The organism is Streptomyces sp. Xyl84, from assembly GCF_059731885.1.
Genome location: NZ_AP029182.1, coordinates 6850351 through 6866404, shown reverse-complemented (window position 1 = coordinate 6866404; position 16054 = coordinate 6850351). Strand labels below are relative to the sequence as shown.

Below are 16054 nucleotides of genomic sequence, written 5' to 3'. Positions count from 1 at the left end.
GTCGCGGTAGTCCACAGGGGTGATACGACGACCCGTGTGCCCCGGCCCCCGGGACCCCATTCCCCTCCGTCTCCCCCGTCTTCACGGCCGTCCTCCGCCCTCACCGGACCGGTGCCGGGGGCGGGAGCGCACCGCCCCGCACCCTCCGTGGCCGGCGGACCCTCGCCCTCTCCGGGACCGGCGGACCCGGCGCGCACCTGCCGTTAGCATGTTCGAACTCGCGACGATCGCCCCGATCGCCCGTTCTTCACCGGAGAAGCGTACCGAGCAGCACGATGAGCGAGACCTTTGTCCACCGTCTACCAAATGGGCCAAACAATTGAAGAACATATCGACACGAATATCCCCGCGGACGAACGGTGGGACCGCGTCCGCGGCGTGGCGTCAGCCCCGGGTGCTGCTGTGGGCCGCGGCGGGTGTGGTGGTCCTCGGGTTCCTCGTGGCACTGGAGTTGGCCGCGCGCCACTACGGCCTGCCGGGCCCCCTCACCAACCAGGCACGGGAGGTGATCTTCGCTCCCAGTTCCGGCCCGCTGCTGTACGCCGGCCTGGCGCTGCTCATGGTGGTGCTCACCTGGCGGCAGCGGCTCATCGCGGCCTGCGCGGCGATCGGTGTCGACCTGGTCTTCCTCCTGGTGCGGTGGCTGGCGGGAGCCCAGCTGAGCTTCGGCAACGGCGCCCTGTGGGTGGTGCTCGGCTGCGCGGTCCTCGCCGTCACCCGCCGTACCGGCCAGGAGCGCGCGCTGCTGCTGAAGGGCGTCGGGCTGGCCCTGCTGCTGGTCGCCGGCCACAAGACCGGCGACACCTGGCTGCTGATCACGTCGAAGACCCGCCCGCAGGTGCTCGACCAGTACGTGGCGACCGCCGACCACGCGCTGGGCAACCCGTCGTGGCTGGTGGGGCGGCTCGTCGAGGCCAGCGGGCCGATCGGCTCCCACGGTCTCCACCTCGTGTACGGCCAGCTCCCGCTGGCGGCGGCCCTCGTGGGGCTGTACCAGCTGCGTCACGTGGCCGCCGAGCGCCGCTTCCCGGCCCATCACCTGGTGCGGACCTTCCTGGTCATCGGCCTGCTGGGGCCGGCCGTCTACATGATCTTCCCGGTCGTCGGACCGGTCTTCGCCTACGGCGCCGACGGCGGTCACTGGGCGACGGCCGACCTGTGGCCCCACACCATGCCGCCGATCGGTGTCCCGCACGCGATCCCGTTCGACGAGATCACCCCGCGCAACTGCATGCCCAGCCTGCACACGGCCTGGGCGATGACGCTCTTCATCCATTCCCGCAAGGGCTCGCGGGCGATGCGCTTCGCGGGCGCGTTCTGGCTGGTCGCCACCCTCACCGCGACGCTGGGTTTCGGCTACCACTACGGCTCGGACCTGGTCGCCGGGGTGGTGTTCGCGCTCACGGTCGAGGCGGCGATGCGCGCTTTCGCGCGCGGGTGGGACCGCTCGGGCGTCCGGTTCGTCGCCTACGGCGCCACGGTCTTCGCCGCGCTCCTGGTGGCGTACCGCTGGCTCCCTCGGCAGATGGCCGACCTCCCGTGGCTGTTCGGACCGCTCCTCGTCGTGGCGATGGGCTCGGTGATCTTCTTCTACGTGCGGACCACCAAGCGGTGGGACGCGCAGCCGGTGTCGGCTCCGCTCCCGGGACCGCGCTCGGCCCAGCACGACTCCACCGACTCCCCCGCCGAACCGCAGCCCGAACCGGCCTGAACCGGGGCGTCCCGGACCGTGAACCGGACCCGGTTCGCCCTGGGCGGGCCGATGCCGTAGAGTTCACGGTGTCGACGCGGGGTGGAGCAGCTCGGTAGCTCGCTGGGCTCATAACCCAGAGGTCGCAGGTTCAAATCCTGTCCCCGCTACGAGAAAGTGAAGGCCCGGTTTCCGCCGGGCCTTCACTGTTTTTGTGCTCGCCTTTGCTACTCGCCGTGCTTCTGCTCGCCGCCAGGCTTTCCGCCGCCCAGCGCCTTCCGCACCTGTGCGTCGCTCAGCCCGACCGCCCGGGTGATCACGCGCGGGTCGACGCCGTGTGCGTGGGCGCCGCGCATGGCCCAGTTGCGCAGGGCGACGTCCAGCCGCTTGCGTCGGCCGGCCAGCATGTTCTGTATCAGCCGGGCAAGGCCCAGAAGGATCTGGCCCTGCCATTCGTCGAGGCGGTTCTGCGGACCCGGGGCGGCGGGTGCGGTCAAGTGGAATCCCTTCCATCGACAAGCGGACATGTCGACGGTGACGGCACCCCTGACGGGGCGGCAAGAACGCGAACCGGCCGTGATCGGCGCGTCCAGAGGTGAACGGGACGCCGGGGGGCGGCACATGAGGCGACGCGGGTGCCGCGTGTCCCGGGCGTGCCGGCCGGGACACGACGCATCCGGGCCGCACACGCCGCCTCCCAACCGTCTGAGCCCGGAAACCTGGCAGCCGCCAGGGCGCCGACGGAGCGGCTGTACGGGGGAAAAGAAGCGGACCGCAGCGTGCCTTGTGATCGTCCCACGCCTTCCGTCGCCATCCTGACCACTGCAACTCGGAATTCGGCGTCAGGACGACGAAAGGTCGGTCGAGTGAGGCTCAACAAGCGGATTGCCACAATCAGTGTCGCTGCGGCGGCAGCGGTGCTTTTCAGCAGCGGGGGCGCTCAGGCGCAGGATGACGGAGGAATCCTCTCGCTCGTGGGCGCCAGGTCACTCCTCGACGCCTGTTTCCCGCTGGAACAGGTCGGACTGGGGGGCAGCTGCACCGCCGCGCGAGACAACAACAACAATAACAACAACAACGGGGGCGTGAACAACAACAATAACAACAACGGCACCGGCGAGGTGAACAACAACAATAACAACAATGTCGGTACCGCCCAGGACAAGGGAGGCGGGCTCCTCTCGATCCTGGGTACCACGTCAATCATTCAGGTCTGCTACCCGATGGGGCAGGTCGGCCAGGGCAACACCTTCACCGGAACGCAGAACATCAACTGCAATCAGAACGCGGGGTCGTGAATTCGGCGGTGCCGCACGCATGCAAGTCCGGCCGGGTGACCCCACCCAGCCGGACTGCTGAAGTTCAGCCGTTGTTGTTATTGTTGTTGTTATTCCCTCCTCCGCCGTTATTGTTGTTGTTATTGTTGTTGTTCCCTCCTCCGCCGTTGTTGTTATTATTATTGTTGTTGTTGTTCCCGCCTCCACCGTTATTGTTGTTGTTATTGTTGTTGTTCCCTCCTCCGCCGTTGTTGTTGTTATTGTTGTTGTTGTTCCCTCCTCCGCCGTTGTTGTTATTGTTGTTGTTGTTCGCTCCCCTGCCGTTGTTGTTGTTATTGTTGTTGTTGTTGGCACCCCTGCCGTTGTTGTTGTTATTGTTGTTGTTGTTCTGCCTACCGTGTCCGTGGTGGCCGTTGTCGTACGGCACCGTCGCGTGGGTGCCTGCGGGCTCCGGGGAGGCGAAGGCGGCGGAGGGCACCAGCGCGCCTCCAGCGGCCAGGGCAGCGGATGCGGTCAGCAGCGCCGTACGCTTTGCGATGTGCTTGATCATGACGATTCTTTCCGATGAGGGCGGATCCCTGCCGATAAGCGGACAGTCCGAAAGGCAACGGCAGCCGGAGGCGCCTTTCCTTGCCGGGCTGAATCCACTGCCGCAGGCATTTCGAAGGCGGGGTAGGTCGGCATGCTCTGCACGGGCCGGTTTCGGACCGCGAACCGGGAGACCCGGGTTCTGGAACTCTCTCGACAGCGTTCCACGCCGCAGCCGGGGGGCGCATCGGGCGAGTTCCCCATGTTCCACCCCGCCATCCCCCACCTTTCGTCCCGGCATCCCACGACGCCACCCCACCGGTCGGGCTGATCCGATCCGTCTGGATCTTTTGCGCGGCCTGGGCCCCGGAGGGAAACTGGCTGGTGATGGACCTACTGGAGAGAGAGGCTGTGCTCCAGGACCTCACCGGTCACCTGCACGAGGCCGTAAGCGGTCCTGGGGGCGTTGCCCTTGTGCGCGGCGAAGCCGGCATCGGCAAGACCTCCGTCGTGCACCGTCTGGCCCAGGTGGCGGAGCCCCACATCCGGGTCCTGGCCGGGGCCTGCGACCCGCTGGCCACCCCCCGCGCGCTGGGTCCCGTGATGGACTTCGCCCCCCGCCTGGGCCGGGCCGTGCGCACCGCACTGACCCGTGCGCTGGCCGGCACCTGCCGCGCCGACGAGGTCTTCGACCGCCTCCTCGCCGACCTGAGCCTCTGCCCCAGTCTGCTGGTCGTGGAGGACGTCCACTGGGCCGACGAAGCGACGATGGACCTGCTGCGTTACCTGGCCCGGCGCCTGCCGGAGGTTCCCGCGCTGGTGGTGGCCACCTACCGCGACGACGAGATCGGGCGCACCCACGATCTCACCGCGCTCATCGGCACTCTCGCCCGCTATCCGTGGGTACACCGCCACGACCTGGCCCCGCTGAGCCGGCGGGCCGTGGCCCGGCTCGCCGCGGGACACGCCATCGACGCCGAGGAGCTGTACCAGGTCTCCGCGGGCAATCCGTTCATCGTCGCCGAGATCCTCGCCGCCCCGGCGGAGGCGATCCCGGCGACGGTGCGTGAGGCCGTCGCCGGACGCCTGGCGGGCCTGTCGGCCGCGACGCGCACGGTGGTCGACGTGCTGGCCGTCCTGGGCTCCCGGGTCTCGCTGCCCTTGCTGACCGGCATCCTGCCGGACGCTGAGAGGGCGCTGGAGGAGGCCGTCGCCTGCGGGGTCGTCCGCACCGACGGGCAGGTGAGCGAGTTCCGCCATGAACTGACCCGGCGGGCGGTGCTGGAGGCCGTCCCCGCCGCCTGCCGGCTGCGCGTGCACCGGGACGTACTGGCGGCCATGCGCTCAGGTCCCGTCGCCGTGGACGACCTGGCTCTGCTGGCCGATCACGCCGAGGCCGCAGGGGCTCCGGCGGCCGTGCTGGAGTACGCCCCCGCGGCGGCCGCCCGCGCTGCCGCGTTGGGCGCGCACCGCGAGGCGGCCGCCCAGTACGCCCGTTCCCTGCGCCACGCCGACCGCCTGCCGCCAGGCCGGCGGGCGGCCCTGCTGGAGGGCCATTCACGGGCGTGCCTGCTGTCCGGCAGGCTGGACGACGGGATCGCGTCCCGCCGTGCGGCGGTGCGGCTGCGTCATGCGCTGGGCGACCGGCTGTGCGAGGGCGACGACCTCCGCTGGCTGTCGTCCTGGCTGTGGCCGGCCGGGCGCACCGCCGAGGCCGGGCGGACCGGCCTGGACGCGGTGCGGGTGCTCGATCGGCTGCGGCCCGGCCGGGAGCTGGCCTGGGCATACCTGAACCTGTGTCAGCTGGCCTGCTACGGGCACGCCCCGGTGCCGGTGGTGGCCGCGTACGCCGAGAAGGCGAGCGCGCTCGGTGAACGTTTCGGCGACGCGGGCGTGGTCGTCCAGGCGCGTTTCCATACCGCGGCGGCGCGGCTGCTGTGCCAGGAGGACGGCTGGGAGGACTGCGAGCAGGCGGTGGCGAGCGCCATCGCACAGGACCTGCCCGTGGACGCGGCCCTCTTGACGGTCGTCATGGCCTGGTTCAGCGCACTGCGGCGCGACGCCGCCCGGACCACCGCGGCCGTGGGCCGGGCGGAGGCCTACTGCCTCGACCGTGACCTGCTGACCTATCTGCTGTGGACGCAGGCCTGGGACAGCTGGGGACTGCTGAACCGCGGCCTGTGGCCCCAGGCCGCCGGCGCCGCGCAGAAGGTCCTGCGGCATCCCGGTTCACCGCCGGTCGTCCGGGCCCTGGCGCTGACCGTGCTGGGGCTGGTGCAGGCCCGCCAGGGCAAGGGTCAGGTGTGGCCCCTGCTGGAGCAGGGGGCGGGCCTGGTCGACCCCGACTGTCTGCTGGACACGGGCCTGGGCTGGGAGGCCCGGGTCGAGGCGGCCTGGCTCGCCGGTGATCAGGAGCGGGTGGAGGCGGAGGCGCGACGCGGGCTGGCCGCGCTGGAGGAGCGCAGCCACCCCTGGCTGTCCGGGCCGCTGGCCTGCTGGATCCGTCGCGCCGGGGGTACTCCCCCGCGGGTTCCGGCGGCCGAACCGTACGCGCTGGAACTGGCCGGCGACTGGGCGGGCGCCGCGGAACACTGGGAACGGCTCGGCTGCCCGCACGACGCCGCGCTGGCGCGTCTGTCCGGGGACGCGAGCGCGCTGCACCAGGCCCTGGACGCCTTCGAGGGCCTCGGGGCGCGGCCGGCCGTCGCGTACACCCGCGCCCTGATGCGGACCCGAGGCGTCCGCCCGGTACGGCGGGGCCCCCGAGCGGCCACACGCGCCAATCCGTACGGGCTGACCAACCGGGAGCTGGACGTACTGAAGCTGCTGAACGAGGGCCTGTCGGACGCCGAGATCGCCGCCCGCCTCTACATCACGCCCAAGACGGCCGGGCACCACGTGGGCGCGGTGCTGAACAAACTCGGTGTGCACACCCGCCACGAGGCCGCCCGCAAACTCCATCACTCCGAGCGCCGGTAGACGCGCGGTCCGGAGCACGCAGCCTCACCCGACAAGGACCCGGAGGGCGCTGCCTCACCCGGCAAGGACCCGGAGGGCGCTGCCTCACCGGTCAGGTCCGGCGGGCATGGTGCGCCAGGCGGTCGGCGAGCGCGGCCACGAGATCGCGCAGTTCGCCGGGGCGTTCGATGACGAACGGCCGGTCGAGCGAGGCCAGCAGGCCGGGCAGCCAGTCGAGCCGCTCGACCCGCATTCCGACGCGGAACCACCGGGCGGCGGAGGGGGCGGCGGCCGGCTCGGGGGCCGAGCCGGTCCCGGAGGCCGGGGGCGGCCCCGAAGCCGAGTCCGGACCGGAGGCCGAGTCCGGCTTGGAGGCCGAGGACACCCTTGGGCGCGAGTCCGGACCGGAGCCCGAGGGCAGCTCGGAGACCGAGGACAGTCCTGAGCCCGAGTTCGGCGCGGCGTCCGGGGCCGGGTCCGGCTCCGGAAGCGGGTCCGGACCGGAGCCCGAGTCCGGCACCGGGTCCGGTTCCGGCGTCAGGCCCGCGTCCGGCGCGGCGTCCAGTTCCTCCAGGGTGGCGAGGGCGGCCGGGAAACGGGCACGGATCTGCTCCGGCGTCCCGTGGATCCGCAGCGTCACCTCGTGCCGGTACGCGGCGGTCGCGAACCCGGTCAGGACGCGCTGGGCCGGGCCGGGACCGCCCGGGGCCTCGAACGAGCCGGGCAGGGCCCGCGCGTCGGTGATGCCGTCGAGCCGGAAGGTACGGTCCTCGCCGATGCCGGGGTCGGCGCCGGTGACGTACCACCGGCCCGAGTGGGCCACGAGCCCGTAGGGGTGCAGCGTGCGGTCGCTGCGCCTGCCCTTGCGGTCGGTGTACTTGACCGAGACGGGCCGGCCGTGGCGCACCGCGTCGGCCAGGGTCAGCAGGACCGAGGGGTCGGGTACCGCGAACTCGCCGGGCGGCGCCGTGAAGGCGAGGGACCCCAGCACCGTGTCGAGCCGCCGGGCGACGCGCTCGGGCAGTACCCGCCGGATCTTGGCCGCCGCCGTCTCACCTGCGGTGGCCGCCGTCGCCGCCGGTCCGGACCGGCGTGCGGCAGCGAGGCCGAGCAGCACGGCGAGCGCCTCGTCGTCGCTCAGCATGAGCGGGGGCAGCCGGTGGCCGGGGGCGAGCCGGTAGCCGCCGTAGCGCCCGCGCACCGCCTCGACCGGCACATCGAGGTCGACCAGGTGGTCCACGTACCGGCGCACGGTGCGCGGGTCGACGCCGAGGCGGTCGGCGAGTTCGGCCATGGTCCGGATGCCGCCCGACTGCAGCAGTTCCAGAAGAGTGAGGACGCGGCCGGTGGGTCGGGACATGAGACGAGTCTAGCGAAAATACTGGACCGTTTCTGTCCTCTATTTGTCCTACCTTCGAAGACGCAACGGAACCCCCGCCGCCGGAACATCCCGTCACCGGGACCGCCGGCCGGCGGGGCCGCGCATCAGCAGAGCCACCGGTGGACGGATCCACCGGTCGAGCAAGGGAGAACACCATGGACTTCGTCTCGGTCCGCGTCATCACCGGCGATGTCGCACGCCTCGTCGGCTTCTACGAGAAGGCGACCGGCACGACGGCGGTCTGGGCCACCGAGGACTTCGCGGAGGTCCGCACCCCCGGTGCGACCCTCGCCATCGCCAGTACCCGCACCGTCCCGCTCTTCGCGCCGGGCTCCGCCCGTCCGGCCGACAACCACAGCATGATCATCGAGTTCCTGGTGGACGACGTCGACCGGGTCCACGAGAACCTCGACGGCCTCCTCGGTGACGTGGTCGGCGGGCCCACCACCATGCCGTGGGGGAACCGGTCCCTGCTGTTCCGCGATCCGGACGGCAACCTCGTCAACTTCTTCACGCCGGTCACCCCCGCCGCCGTCGAGAAGTTCGGTCGGCGGCAGCGGGCGTAGCGGCGTCAGAGCCACCCCGCCGCCGGCCAGACGGTCACGGCGGCGGTGAGCAGCAGCGTGATGTTCAGGGCGATGCGGCGGTCGCCACGGCTCAGGTGCACCCTGGTCGCCCCGATCTGGAGGACGACGAACCCGACGGCGGCGACCGTCGCGAGCCATGGAGCGACACCGGTCAGCGGGGGGAGGACCAGCCCGAACGCGCCGAGCATCTCGGTCAGTCCGAGGGCCCTGACCACGGGCATCGGCATGCTGTCCACCCAGGCCATCATCGGCCGGAGCTGCTCGCGACTCCGGGTCGCTTTCAGTGCGCCTCCGTAGAGGTAGAAGAGCGCGAGCAGACCGGCGAGGATCCCATATACGGCGTTCATCGTCCCGTTCGTTGCTGCCGTCGGTTGCGGGTGGACTCAGGGCGCGGGAGGCGCAGCCCCTTCAGCGGTGTTCGTCGTGCGGGTCGGCGCCGGCGGCCGGGCGGTGGGGCTCCCGTGGCCGCCGGGCGAAGTCGACGGCGGGCTCGGTGGCGTAGCGGCTCATCGTCCGGATGCTCGCCTGCGGGGTCGGTGCGGCACCGCCGGCGAGCATGTCCCGCAGGTCCCGGAAGTACTGCACGTACAGGTCCGGCGTGAAGGTGCTGAGCATGACGGCAGGCCGGCCGGTGGTGTTGGCGAAGGTGTGCGGGGCTCCGGGCGGCACCATCACGAGGGTGCCCGCGGTGGCGTCGTACTCTTTCTCCCCGACGGTGAACCGCACCGTGCCGGAGATGACGTAGAACCCTTCGTCGTGCTGGGCGTGGCGGTGCTGCGGGGGGCCGGGCGTGTGCGGCGCGAGGACGGACTCGGCGATGCCGAGGCGGTGCCCGGTACTGCTGCCGTCCTCGAGGATCCGCAGGCGTGTGGTGCCGAGCAGGATCGTCTCACCGTCGTCCGGTCCGACCACCGACACGGCGGGGTCGGCGCCGGACGGTCCGGCGGTCATGTGATCGGCGGGTTCGGCGGTCATGTCACCGGTGGCCGGTTCGGCGGTCGCGTCGCCGGTGGCGGGTTCGTGGTTCATGTCCCGATTCCACTGCCGGGGCGCCGCACCTGTCCAAGACCCGTTCCGGCGCCTCGATACCGTCTGGGTATCGTTGCAGCATGGAGCTACGCACGCTGCGCTATTTCGTGGCGGTCGCCGAGGAACTCCACTTCGGGCGGGCCGCCGCCCGGCTGCACATGAGCCAGCCTCCGCTGAGCCGGGCGATCAGACGTCTGGAGGCCGAGGTGGGCGCCCCGCTGTTCGTCCGGTCGTCCGCCGGTGTCACGCTCACCGCGGTCGGGACGGTCCTGCTGGAGGAGGCACGGGCCCTGCTGGACCGGGCCGACCGGGCCGGCGTCCGCGTGGCCGCCGCCGCGGGCGCCGCCACCATCACGATCGGCATCCTCGGGGACAGCGGCGACCCCGCGGCGGCGCGGCTGGCCGACGCCTACCGCCGGCGGCACCCGCACGTCGAGGTCCGCGTCCGGGACACCGATCTGACCGACCCCACCTGCGGACTGCACGCCGGGCTGGTCGACGTCGCCCTGACCCGCGGGCCGTTCGACGGAACCGGCCTGGAGGTGCGGGCGTTGCGCACCGATCCGGTGGGCGCGCTGCTGCGCGCCGATGATCCGCTGGCCGGCCGCGTCAGCCTGGACCCGGACGAACTGGCCGGCCGCCGCTGGTTCCTGTTCCCGGAGGGCACCGATCCGCTCTGGCAGGAGTACTGGAGCGGAGGCGGGCGCCGCTCGGGTCCGGTGGTGCGGACCGTCCACGAGTGCCGGCAGGCGGTCCTGTGGAACGGCACGGTGGGCATGACCCTCGTGGACCACGAGGTGCCGGAGGGGCTGACCGTCGTGCCGCTGACCGGAGTACCGCCGAACCCCGCGGTGGTCGCGTGGAACGAGAGGGACACCAACCCGTTGATCCGGTCGTTCGTACGGCTCGCGGTGGCCGCCTACCGGCGCTGAGCGACGCGCCGCGAGGACCGCCCGCCCCGGCAGGCACTACGACGGCTGACCGGCCCCGCCGGTGCGGGATTCGGCCGCGGTCTTCAGATCGGTCAGCCACGCTTCGAGGCCCTGACGGAGGATCTCGGTCGCCTCGGGAACGTCGGCGTCGACCTGAAGACCGGTGTGGGTCTCCTCGGTCCGTACCCTGACACCGCCCCGGACCTGGGTGAAGTTCCATACGTGGACACCGTCGATGCGCAGGCCCTCACCGACCGCGGGGCCGGTCCAGCGGAGGCAGGAGCCGTACCTCAGCTGCCGGACGGTCGAGGTGATGTCGAGCCGGGTGGCGCCGGTCGCGGGGTTCGGGGGCACCGGGGTGACCCACCGGAACGCCGAGCCTGGCCGCAAGGGGCCACGGCCGAGGCGTTCCGCGCTCGTCACGGAAGCCTGCCAGGCGGGCCATCGTTCCACGTCGGTCTGCAGCTTCCAGACGGTGCGCAGCGGTGCGTGGATCACGGTCTCGGTCCGGTGGCGGACGCGCGCGTCCGGGTCGACGCCCTGCCCTCCGCAGGTGAGGGACGCGGCGTGCTGCTGCGGGGCGGCACCGGCGGGCACGACGGCGGCGCCGAGGGCACCGGTGACGAGCGGGACGGTGAGCAGGGCGGCACGCACGGCGCTGCGGTGGACACGGGACTTGGAGCTGCGAACAAAAGTGGGCCCCGGCGGCCGGCGCCCGGCACGCGCCCTCGCCGCGTTACCGAAAGGCCCTGACAGCGCCGCTACAAGGACCTTCCGGCGCCTTGCGATCGCACGCACCGGACACCGCCCGTTGATCGGAACCCACTTTTGTTCGCAGCTCTTACGAGGCTTGTCCGGCATGGTGATCCTCTCGTGGACGGGACGGCGCGTACATGAGCTAGAGGGCTGCGCATTAGTTAGAAGTTATAACGCCATGTCGAGTGAGAGGTCAACAGCCTTGGTGATACCCTCTAACGAAATCTGGAGAGCGTAGCCGTGCACGGAGCGGCAGGCGGGTTCGCAGCCGCCTCGGTCGCAGGCCCGGTCGGCGGCGGGCCCGGACCCAGGAGAGGAGGCGGGAGGCACACCATGGAGAAGCCGGACCCGCAGAACCCGCGCGAGCGCTACCGCATCCAGGTCCGCGCGGAGATCAAGGAGCACGCGTGGGAGCAGATCGCCACGGCGGGGGTGTCCGCCCTCTCCCTCAACGCGATCGCCAAGCGGATGGGCATGAGCGGCCCCGCCCTCTACCGTTACTTCGCCAGCCGCGACGACCTGATCACCGAACTCGTCCGCGACGCCTACCGCAGTCTCGCCGGTGCGCTCGGCGCGTCCCGCGCCGCCGGGGCCGACCTCGCCGCGCTGGCACACACGCTGCGCGACTGGGCCCTGGAGGACCCCCAGCGGTACCTCCTCATCTACGGCACCCCCGTCCCCGGCTACCACGCCCCCGAGGACATCACCGGGATCGCCGACCGGATCATGGCCCTCCTGCTCGACGCCTGCACGGCGGGGGATCCCGGGGGCAGGGAGACTGCGTTCGACGCCCACCTGCGGGACCACCGGGAGTGGGCCCGCGGCCACAACGCTCCGCCCGCGGCCCTCCACCGGGCCCTGGTCTTCTGGACCCGCCTGCACGGCGTGCTGTCCCTGGAACTCACGGGCCACTTCGCCGGCATGGGCTTCGACCCCGCCCTGCTCTTCGCCGCCGAACTGGACGCCCTGTCGGCCCCCCGCGACCGAACGCGCACCTGACCCGGGACGGACCGCCCCCGACGTCGGCGGCTCCCCCGGCGCGCGCCCGGGGCTCCCCCGGCGTCGGCGGCTTCCCCGGCGCGCCCGGGACACGACCGGCACCGGCCCGGAGATGGTCAGGCAGGCGGCGACTTGCCTATCGTGGGGTCGTGCCGGAAGACGTCTTCAAGGCGCTGGCCGACCCCACCCGCCGGCGCATCCTCGACGAGCTGGCCCGACGGGACGGCCAGTCCCTGTTCGAGATGTGCGGGCGCCTGACGACCGGGCACGGCCTGGGACTGTCCCGCCAGGCGGTCGGCCGGCACCTCGCCGTGCTGGATGCCGCGGGCCTGGTCCGGGTACGCCGCGAGGGCCGCTACAAGTTCCACGACCTGAACACCGCACCGCTTGAGGACATCATGACCCGATGGCTCAAGCCCGATGCGCCGGAGAGCACTCCATGAGGATCCACCTGTCCAGCGTCTTCGTCGACGACCAGGACAAGGCCCTGCGCTTCTACACCGAGGTGCTGGGCTTCGTGAAGAAGACCGAGGTCCCGCTCGGCGAGCACCGGTGGCTGACCGTGGTGTCGCCGGAGGACCCCGACGGCACGGAACTGGTGCTGGAACCCGACAGCCACCCCGCGGTGGAGCCGTACCGGACGGCGCTGGTCGCGGACGGCATCCCGCTCACCTCCTTCGCCGTCGACGACGTGCACGCCGAGTTCGGCCGGCTGCGCGGTCTGGGGGTGCGCTTCACCCAGGAGCCGGTGGAGACGGGCCCGGTCGTCACAGCGGTGCTCGACGACACGTGCGGCAACCTGATTCAGATCGCCCAGTACAAGTGAGTCCGGCTGCCGACCGGAGGGTACGGGCGGGCCGGGCCGGCGCCGTGAGCACGGCGAGGCAGCCGACGACCGCGGCGATGCCGGCCCAGCCCGGCAGGGGCAGGCGTTCGCCGACGACCAGGACGGCCAGGACGGCGGCGACCGCGGGTTCCAGCAGTGAGAGCGTGGTCGCGGTGCTCGCCGGGACCTGCGCAAGGCCCCAGCCGAACAGCACGTAACCGGCGAACATGGGCACCAGCGCCAGGTACGCGCCGACAGCCGCGTGGGACCACGAGTCGAGGAGCGGGGCGCCGGTGGCCAGCAGGACGGGCAGGAGCAGCAGTCCGCCCAGGCCGAAGACGGTGCCCATGGCCGCACCGGAGGTGACACCACCGCTGATCAGCCGGTGGGCCGCCCAGGAGTACAGGGCGTAGGTGAGGCCGGCCACCAGCCCCAGTCCCACGCCGAGCACGGTCCACGCCGCTGAGTGGGCGCCGGGGCCAGAGTGGGCCCGCGTCGCCTCGGCCGCGCACAGCAGGGCCGTGCCCGACAGGCCCAGGGCGGCGCCGGCCGCCCAGCGGCGGGTCAGCCGGCGCCCGTCCACGACCCGCTCGATGACGGCCGAGGCCAGCGGGGCGGATCCGATCGACACGACCGTGCCGGCCGCGACCCCCGCCAGGTGCATCGAGGTGTAGAAGGCCGGCGGGTAGGCCCCGACCGCCAGGGCGCCGAGCAGGACGACACCGCCGCGCGCCCGCAGCCGCGGTGCCTGCCCGGCGATGCGGGGCGCGGCCACGAGCGCCTGGAGCAGGCCGCCCAGCCCCATGGCGACCGCCCCGATGGCGAGGGGTCCCACGCCCGGGGCGAAGGTCGCGGCCGTCCCGGTGGTCCCCCACAGCACCGACGCCACGAGCACGCACACCGCCCCCCTGACCGCCGGGGCGGGCCGGGTCACAGCCGGTCCACCAGGTCCGCCGCCATCGCCCGGGCGTGCTCCAGACGCGTGCCGGCGCCCTCCAGTCCGGCGCGTGCCATCGCGCCCTCCAGCAGGAACGCCAGGTGCTCCGCCGTCGCGCGGGCCTCCTCGGGCCGTCCGGGCAGCAGTTGACCGACGTGCCCGGCGAGCAGGGCCTCGACCTCCTCCTTGTGCCGGCGCACGACGGTCCGTCCCTCGTCACCGGCGGGCAGTTCGGCCGCCGCGTTCAGCAGCCCGCAGCCGCGGAATCCGTGCTCGTAGGCGAACGCCGCGTGATCGGCGTAGGCGTCGAAGACGGCCAGCACGCCGTCGCGGGCGTCCGCGGCCTGTTCCAGCCGCCGGCGGTACAGGCCGAGCCACTCCTCGTGCCGGGCATCGAGGTAGGCCCTGACCAGGTCGGCCTTGGAGGAGAAGTTGTTGTACAGGCTCATCTTCGCCACGCCCGCCTCGGCGGTGATGGTGTCGATGCCGGTCGCGGACACGCCGTCCGCGTAGAAGCGGCGCGCCGCGGCGGCGAGCAGCCGCTCCCGCGCGGCACCCCGCCGCCTGGTGGGCCGCGGGGCCGCGGCGCCGGTTTCGCTCATCACAGGACCCTCTCACTAGGTAGGTCAGTCTACCTAGTGAGAGTGCGGGGCGACAGGGCGCGGGGCTACGGCAGGGCCGCCTCCCACTCCGCCTGCGTCAGCGGCGGTCCCGTCAGGTGCTTCGTGCCGGGCCCGAACAGCAGGGGCAGGAGCATGTCGGGTGCGAACAGGCGGGTGGCCGGTTTCTCCAGGCTCATGACGTCCAGCAGGGCGCTCAGGGCGCGGGGGTTGCGGGCTCCCGTGGCCACCGCCCGGTCGACGTACCGCGCGAGGAGCCGTTGCGTGAGGCTCGGCGGGGTGTCCGTGGCGTCCGGGTAGAAGGCGTCCTGTCCGACCGCGAGGTTCCAGGCGGCCGATACGGGGCGGGCGGCTGCACGCTGGAGGCGACGCGCGCCGCCGGGGACCGGAAAGCCGGTTCCGCGCAGCAGGTCGCGGACGGCGGCGGCGCTCTGTGCCGCCACGGTCAGTCCGTGGCCGTAGACGGGGTTGTAGCCGGCGACGGCGTCACCGACGACCAGGAATCCTTCGGGCCAGCGCCGCATCTTCTCGTAGTGGCGGCGCTGGTTGGCCGTGCCGCGGGTCACGGTGACGCCGCCGACGGCTTCGGCGTGCTCGATCAGTCTGGCGATGACGGGGTCCCCCAGGCGCCGGGCGAACTCCACGAAGGCGTCCGGGTCGCCGGTCGGTTCCCCGCCGCGGGTCCCGGCGAGGGTGACGATCCAGCGGCCGCCCTCCACGGGCAGGACGATGCCGCCGCGGCCCGGTGCCTTCGCCGGGTTGGCCTGCACGTTGACGAGGGGGAAGCGGGTGCCGGCGGTGGTGCCGGGGGCCCGGTAGAGGCGGGTGGCGTAGGTGATGCCGGCGTCGACCCTGCGCTCGGTGACGCGCGGGAGTCCGAGGGCTTCGAGCCATCGCGGGACACGGGAGCCGCGTCCCGAGGCGTCGACGACGAGGTCGGCGCGCAGGGTGCGCTCGCCGGCCGCGTCCCGGACCCGGAGGCCGGTGACGCGGCGGACGTCGCCCGTCGGCCCGAGGGCGGTCGTGCCCTGCCGGAGCGTGATCCGCGGGCGGGTGAGCACGCGGTCGCGCAGGACGGCGTCGAGCAGGTCCCGGGAACAGACCAGATTGCGGTGGTGCGGGGCGAGGAAGCGGCGGAACCAGACCTCGTTGGGGGCGCGCGAGACCATGTCGCCCATGATGCGGACGAGCCGGCCGCCCCTGGCCACGACGTCGTCGACGACACCGGGCAGCAGGTCGTCGAAGGTGCGCACCCCGCCGCTCCACACCAGGTGCGCGTGCCGGGCCTGGGGCACACCGCGGCGGGGCGCGACGCCGGCGGGGAGGCTGTCCCGCTCCACGATCGTGACCTCGGCGAACTCGGTCAGCGCCGCCGCGGCGAACAGGCCCGCGGCGCTCGCACCGACCACCAGGGCCGTGGGCAGACGGTCGGGTGTCCGGTCGGGCATGGCGTCGAGGCTCCCCTGTGTGGGCACGGCCGCATCGCGGCGCGATGCGACTTCCATCGTGCGCTGACCTGCCGTCAGTACGCCAT

At 72.4% G+C, this 16054-nt stretch carries 17 protein-coding genes and 1 tRNA gene; 9 read left to right on the top strand and 9 right to left on the bottom strand.

What is annotated here, in order from left to right; translation table 11 throughout:
• Window positions 1–397 precede the first annotated feature (397 nt).
• Together AC6I72_RS29925 and AC6I72_RS29920 are read left to right on the top strand one after the other, a co-directional pair.
• On the top strand, window positions 398–1711 hold the full coding sequence (locus AC6I72_RS29925; RefSeq protein ID WP_498004857.1) for a phosphatase PAP2 family protein: 1314 nt from the start codon (window positions 398–400) through the stop codon (window positions 1709–1711).
• A gap of 75 nt (window positions 1712–1786) precedes the next feature.
• Window positions 1787–1860 (top strand) — tRNA-Met (locus AC6I72_RS29920).
• A gap of 57 nt (window positions 1861–1917) precedes the next feature.
• Here the strand turns inward: AC6I72_RS29920 and AC6I72_RS29915 are convergent.
• A complete protein-coding gene (locus tag AC6I72_RS29915) occupies window positions 1918–2187 on the bottom strand; it encodes a hypothetical protein (protein ID WP_498004251.1) in 270 nt (89 codons plus the stop codon).
• A 369-nt stretch (window positions 2188–2556) separates the two neighbouring features.
• On the opposite strand from AC6I72_RS29915, the gene AC6I72_RS29910 reads away from it, so the two are divergent.
• Window positions 2557–2988 carry a hypothetical protein gene (locus tag AC6I72_RS29910; protein ID WP_498004250.1) on the top strand — a complete coding sequence of 144 codons (432 nt, stop codon included), beginning with the start codon at window positions 2557–2559 and terminating at the stop codon, window positions 2986–2988.
• 64 nt (window positions 2989–3052) lie between these two features.
• Here the strand turns inward: AC6I72_RS29910 and AC6I72_RS29905 are convergent, their stop codons facing one another.
• Window positions 3053–3517: a hypothetical protein gene (locus AC6I72_RS29905; RefSeq protein WP_498004249.1), complete on the bottom strand. Its 465-nt coding sequence runs from the start codon at window positions 3515–3517 to the stop codon at window positions 3053–3055.
• Window positions 3518–3882: 365 nt separating this feature from the next.
• On the opposite strand from AC6I72_RS29905, the gene AC6I72_RS29900 reads away from it, so the two are divergent.
• Complete coding sequence (locus tag AC6I72_RS29900; protein WP_498004248.1) at window positions 3883–6474, top strand: helix-turn-helix transcriptional regulator; 2592 nt, start codon at window positions 3883–3885, stop codon at window positions 6472–6474.
• Between the two features lie 91 nt (window positions 6475–6565).
• Here AC6I72_RS29900 and AC6I72_RS29895 read toward each other — a convergent pair whose 3' ends face one another.
• Window positions 6566–7813, bottom strand: coding sequence for a helix-turn-helix transcriptional regulator (locus AC6I72_RS29895; protein WP_498004247.1), 1248 nt, complete (start codon window positions 7811–7813; stop codon window positions 6566–6568).
• Between the two features lie 176 nt (window positions 7814–7989).
• Between AC6I72_RS29895 and AC6I72_RS29890 the strand changes: the two genes are divergently transcribed.
• Entirely contained in the window at window positions 7990–8400 is a 411-nt protein-coding gene (locus AC6I72_RS29890) for a VOC family protein (protein WP_498004246.1), read from the top strand.
• A gap of 5 nt (window positions 8401–8405) precedes the next feature.
• Here the strand turns inward: AC6I72_RS29890 and AC6I72_RS29885 are convergent, their stop codons facing one another.
• Entirely contained in the window at window positions 8406–8768 is a 363-nt protein-coding gene (locus AC6I72_RS29885) for a DoxX family protein (RefSeq protein WP_498004245.1), read from the bottom strand.
• Window positions 8769–8829: 61 nt separating this feature from the next.
• Window positions 8830–9396 carry a cupin domain-containing protein gene (locus AC6I72_RS29880; RefSeq protein WP_498004856.1) on the bottom strand — a complete coding sequence of 189 codons (567 nt, stop codon included), beginning with the start codon at window positions 9394–9396 and terminating at the stop codon, window positions 8830–8832.
• A gap of 134 nt (window positions 9397–9530) precedes the next feature.
• Here AC6I72_RS29880 and AC6I72_RS29875 point away from each other — a divergent pair, with 134 nt between their 5' ends.
• On the top strand, window positions 9531–10382 hold the full coding sequence (locus AC6I72_RS29875) for a LysR family transcriptional regulator (RefSeq protein ID WP_498004244.1): 852 nt from the start codon (window positions 9531–9533) through the stop codon (window positions 10380–10382).
• 36 nt (window positions 10383–10418) lie between these two features.
• Here AC6I72_RS29875 and AC6I72_RS29870 read toward each other — a convergent pair whose 3' ends face one another.
• Entirely contained in the window at window positions 10419–11036 is a 618-nt protein-coding gene (locus AC6I72_RS29870; RefSeq protein ID WP_498004243.1) for an SRPBCC family protein, read from the bottom strand.
• A gap of 435 nt (window positions 11037–11471) precedes the next feature.
• On the opposite strand from AC6I72_RS29870, the gene AC6I72_RS29865 reads away from it, so the two are divergent.
• The 3 genes from AC6I72_RS29865 (at window position 11472) to AC6I72_RS29855 (ending at window position 12963) form a co-directional block, all read left to right on the top strand.
• The gene (locus AC6I72_RS29865; RefSeq protein ID WP_498004242.1) at window positions 11472–12137 is read left to right on the top strand and encodes a TetR/AcrR family transcriptional regulator; all 666 of its coding nucleotides are present in this window, start codon (window positions 11472–11474) and stop codon (window positions 12135–12137) included.
• 149 nt (window positions 12138–12286) lie between these two features.
• Window positions 12287–12580 (top strand): ArsR/SmtB family transcription factor, encoded by a 294-nt coding sequence (locus AC6I72_RS29860; protein ID WP_498004241.1) that lies wholly within the window; start codon window positions 12287–12289, stop codon window positions 12578–12580.
• Window positions 12577–12963, top strand: coding sequence for a VOC family protein (locus AC6I72_RS29855; protein WP_498004240.1), 387 nt, complete (start codon window positions 12577–12579; stop codon window positions 12961–12963). Before AC6I72_RS29860 ends, AC6I72_RS29855 begins: the two co-directional genes overlap by 4 nt.
• On the opposite strand, the gene AC6I72_RS29850 is transcribed toward AC6I72_RS29855, so the two are convergent.
• From AC6I72_RS29850 to AC6I72_RS29840, 3 genes are all read right to left on the bottom strand, one after another.
• Window positions 12905–13897 (bottom strand): DMT family transporter, encoded by a 993-nt coding sequence (locus AC6I72_RS29850; protein ID WP_498004239.1) that lies wholly within the window; start codon window positions 13895–13897, stop codon window positions 12905–12907. The two genes, AC6I72_RS29855 and AC6I72_RS29850, sit on opposite strands and share 59 nt — an antisense overlap.
• Window positions 13894–14502, bottom strand: a complete 609-nt coding sequence (locus tag AC6I72_RS29845) for a TetR/AcrR family transcriptional regulator (RefSeq protein ID WP_498004238.1) — start codon at window positions 14500–14502, stop codon at window positions 13894–13896. Before AC6I72_RS29845 ends, AC6I72_RS29850 begins: the two co-directional genes overlap by 4 nt.
• Before the next feature lie 65 nt (window positions 14503–14567).
• Entirely contained in the window at window positions 14568–15968 is a 1401-nt protein-coding gene (locus AC6I72_RS29840) for an NAD(P)/FAD-dependent oxidoreductase (RefSeq protein ID WP_498004237.1), read from the bottom strand.
• Window positions 15969–16054: the final 86 nt, after the last annotated feature.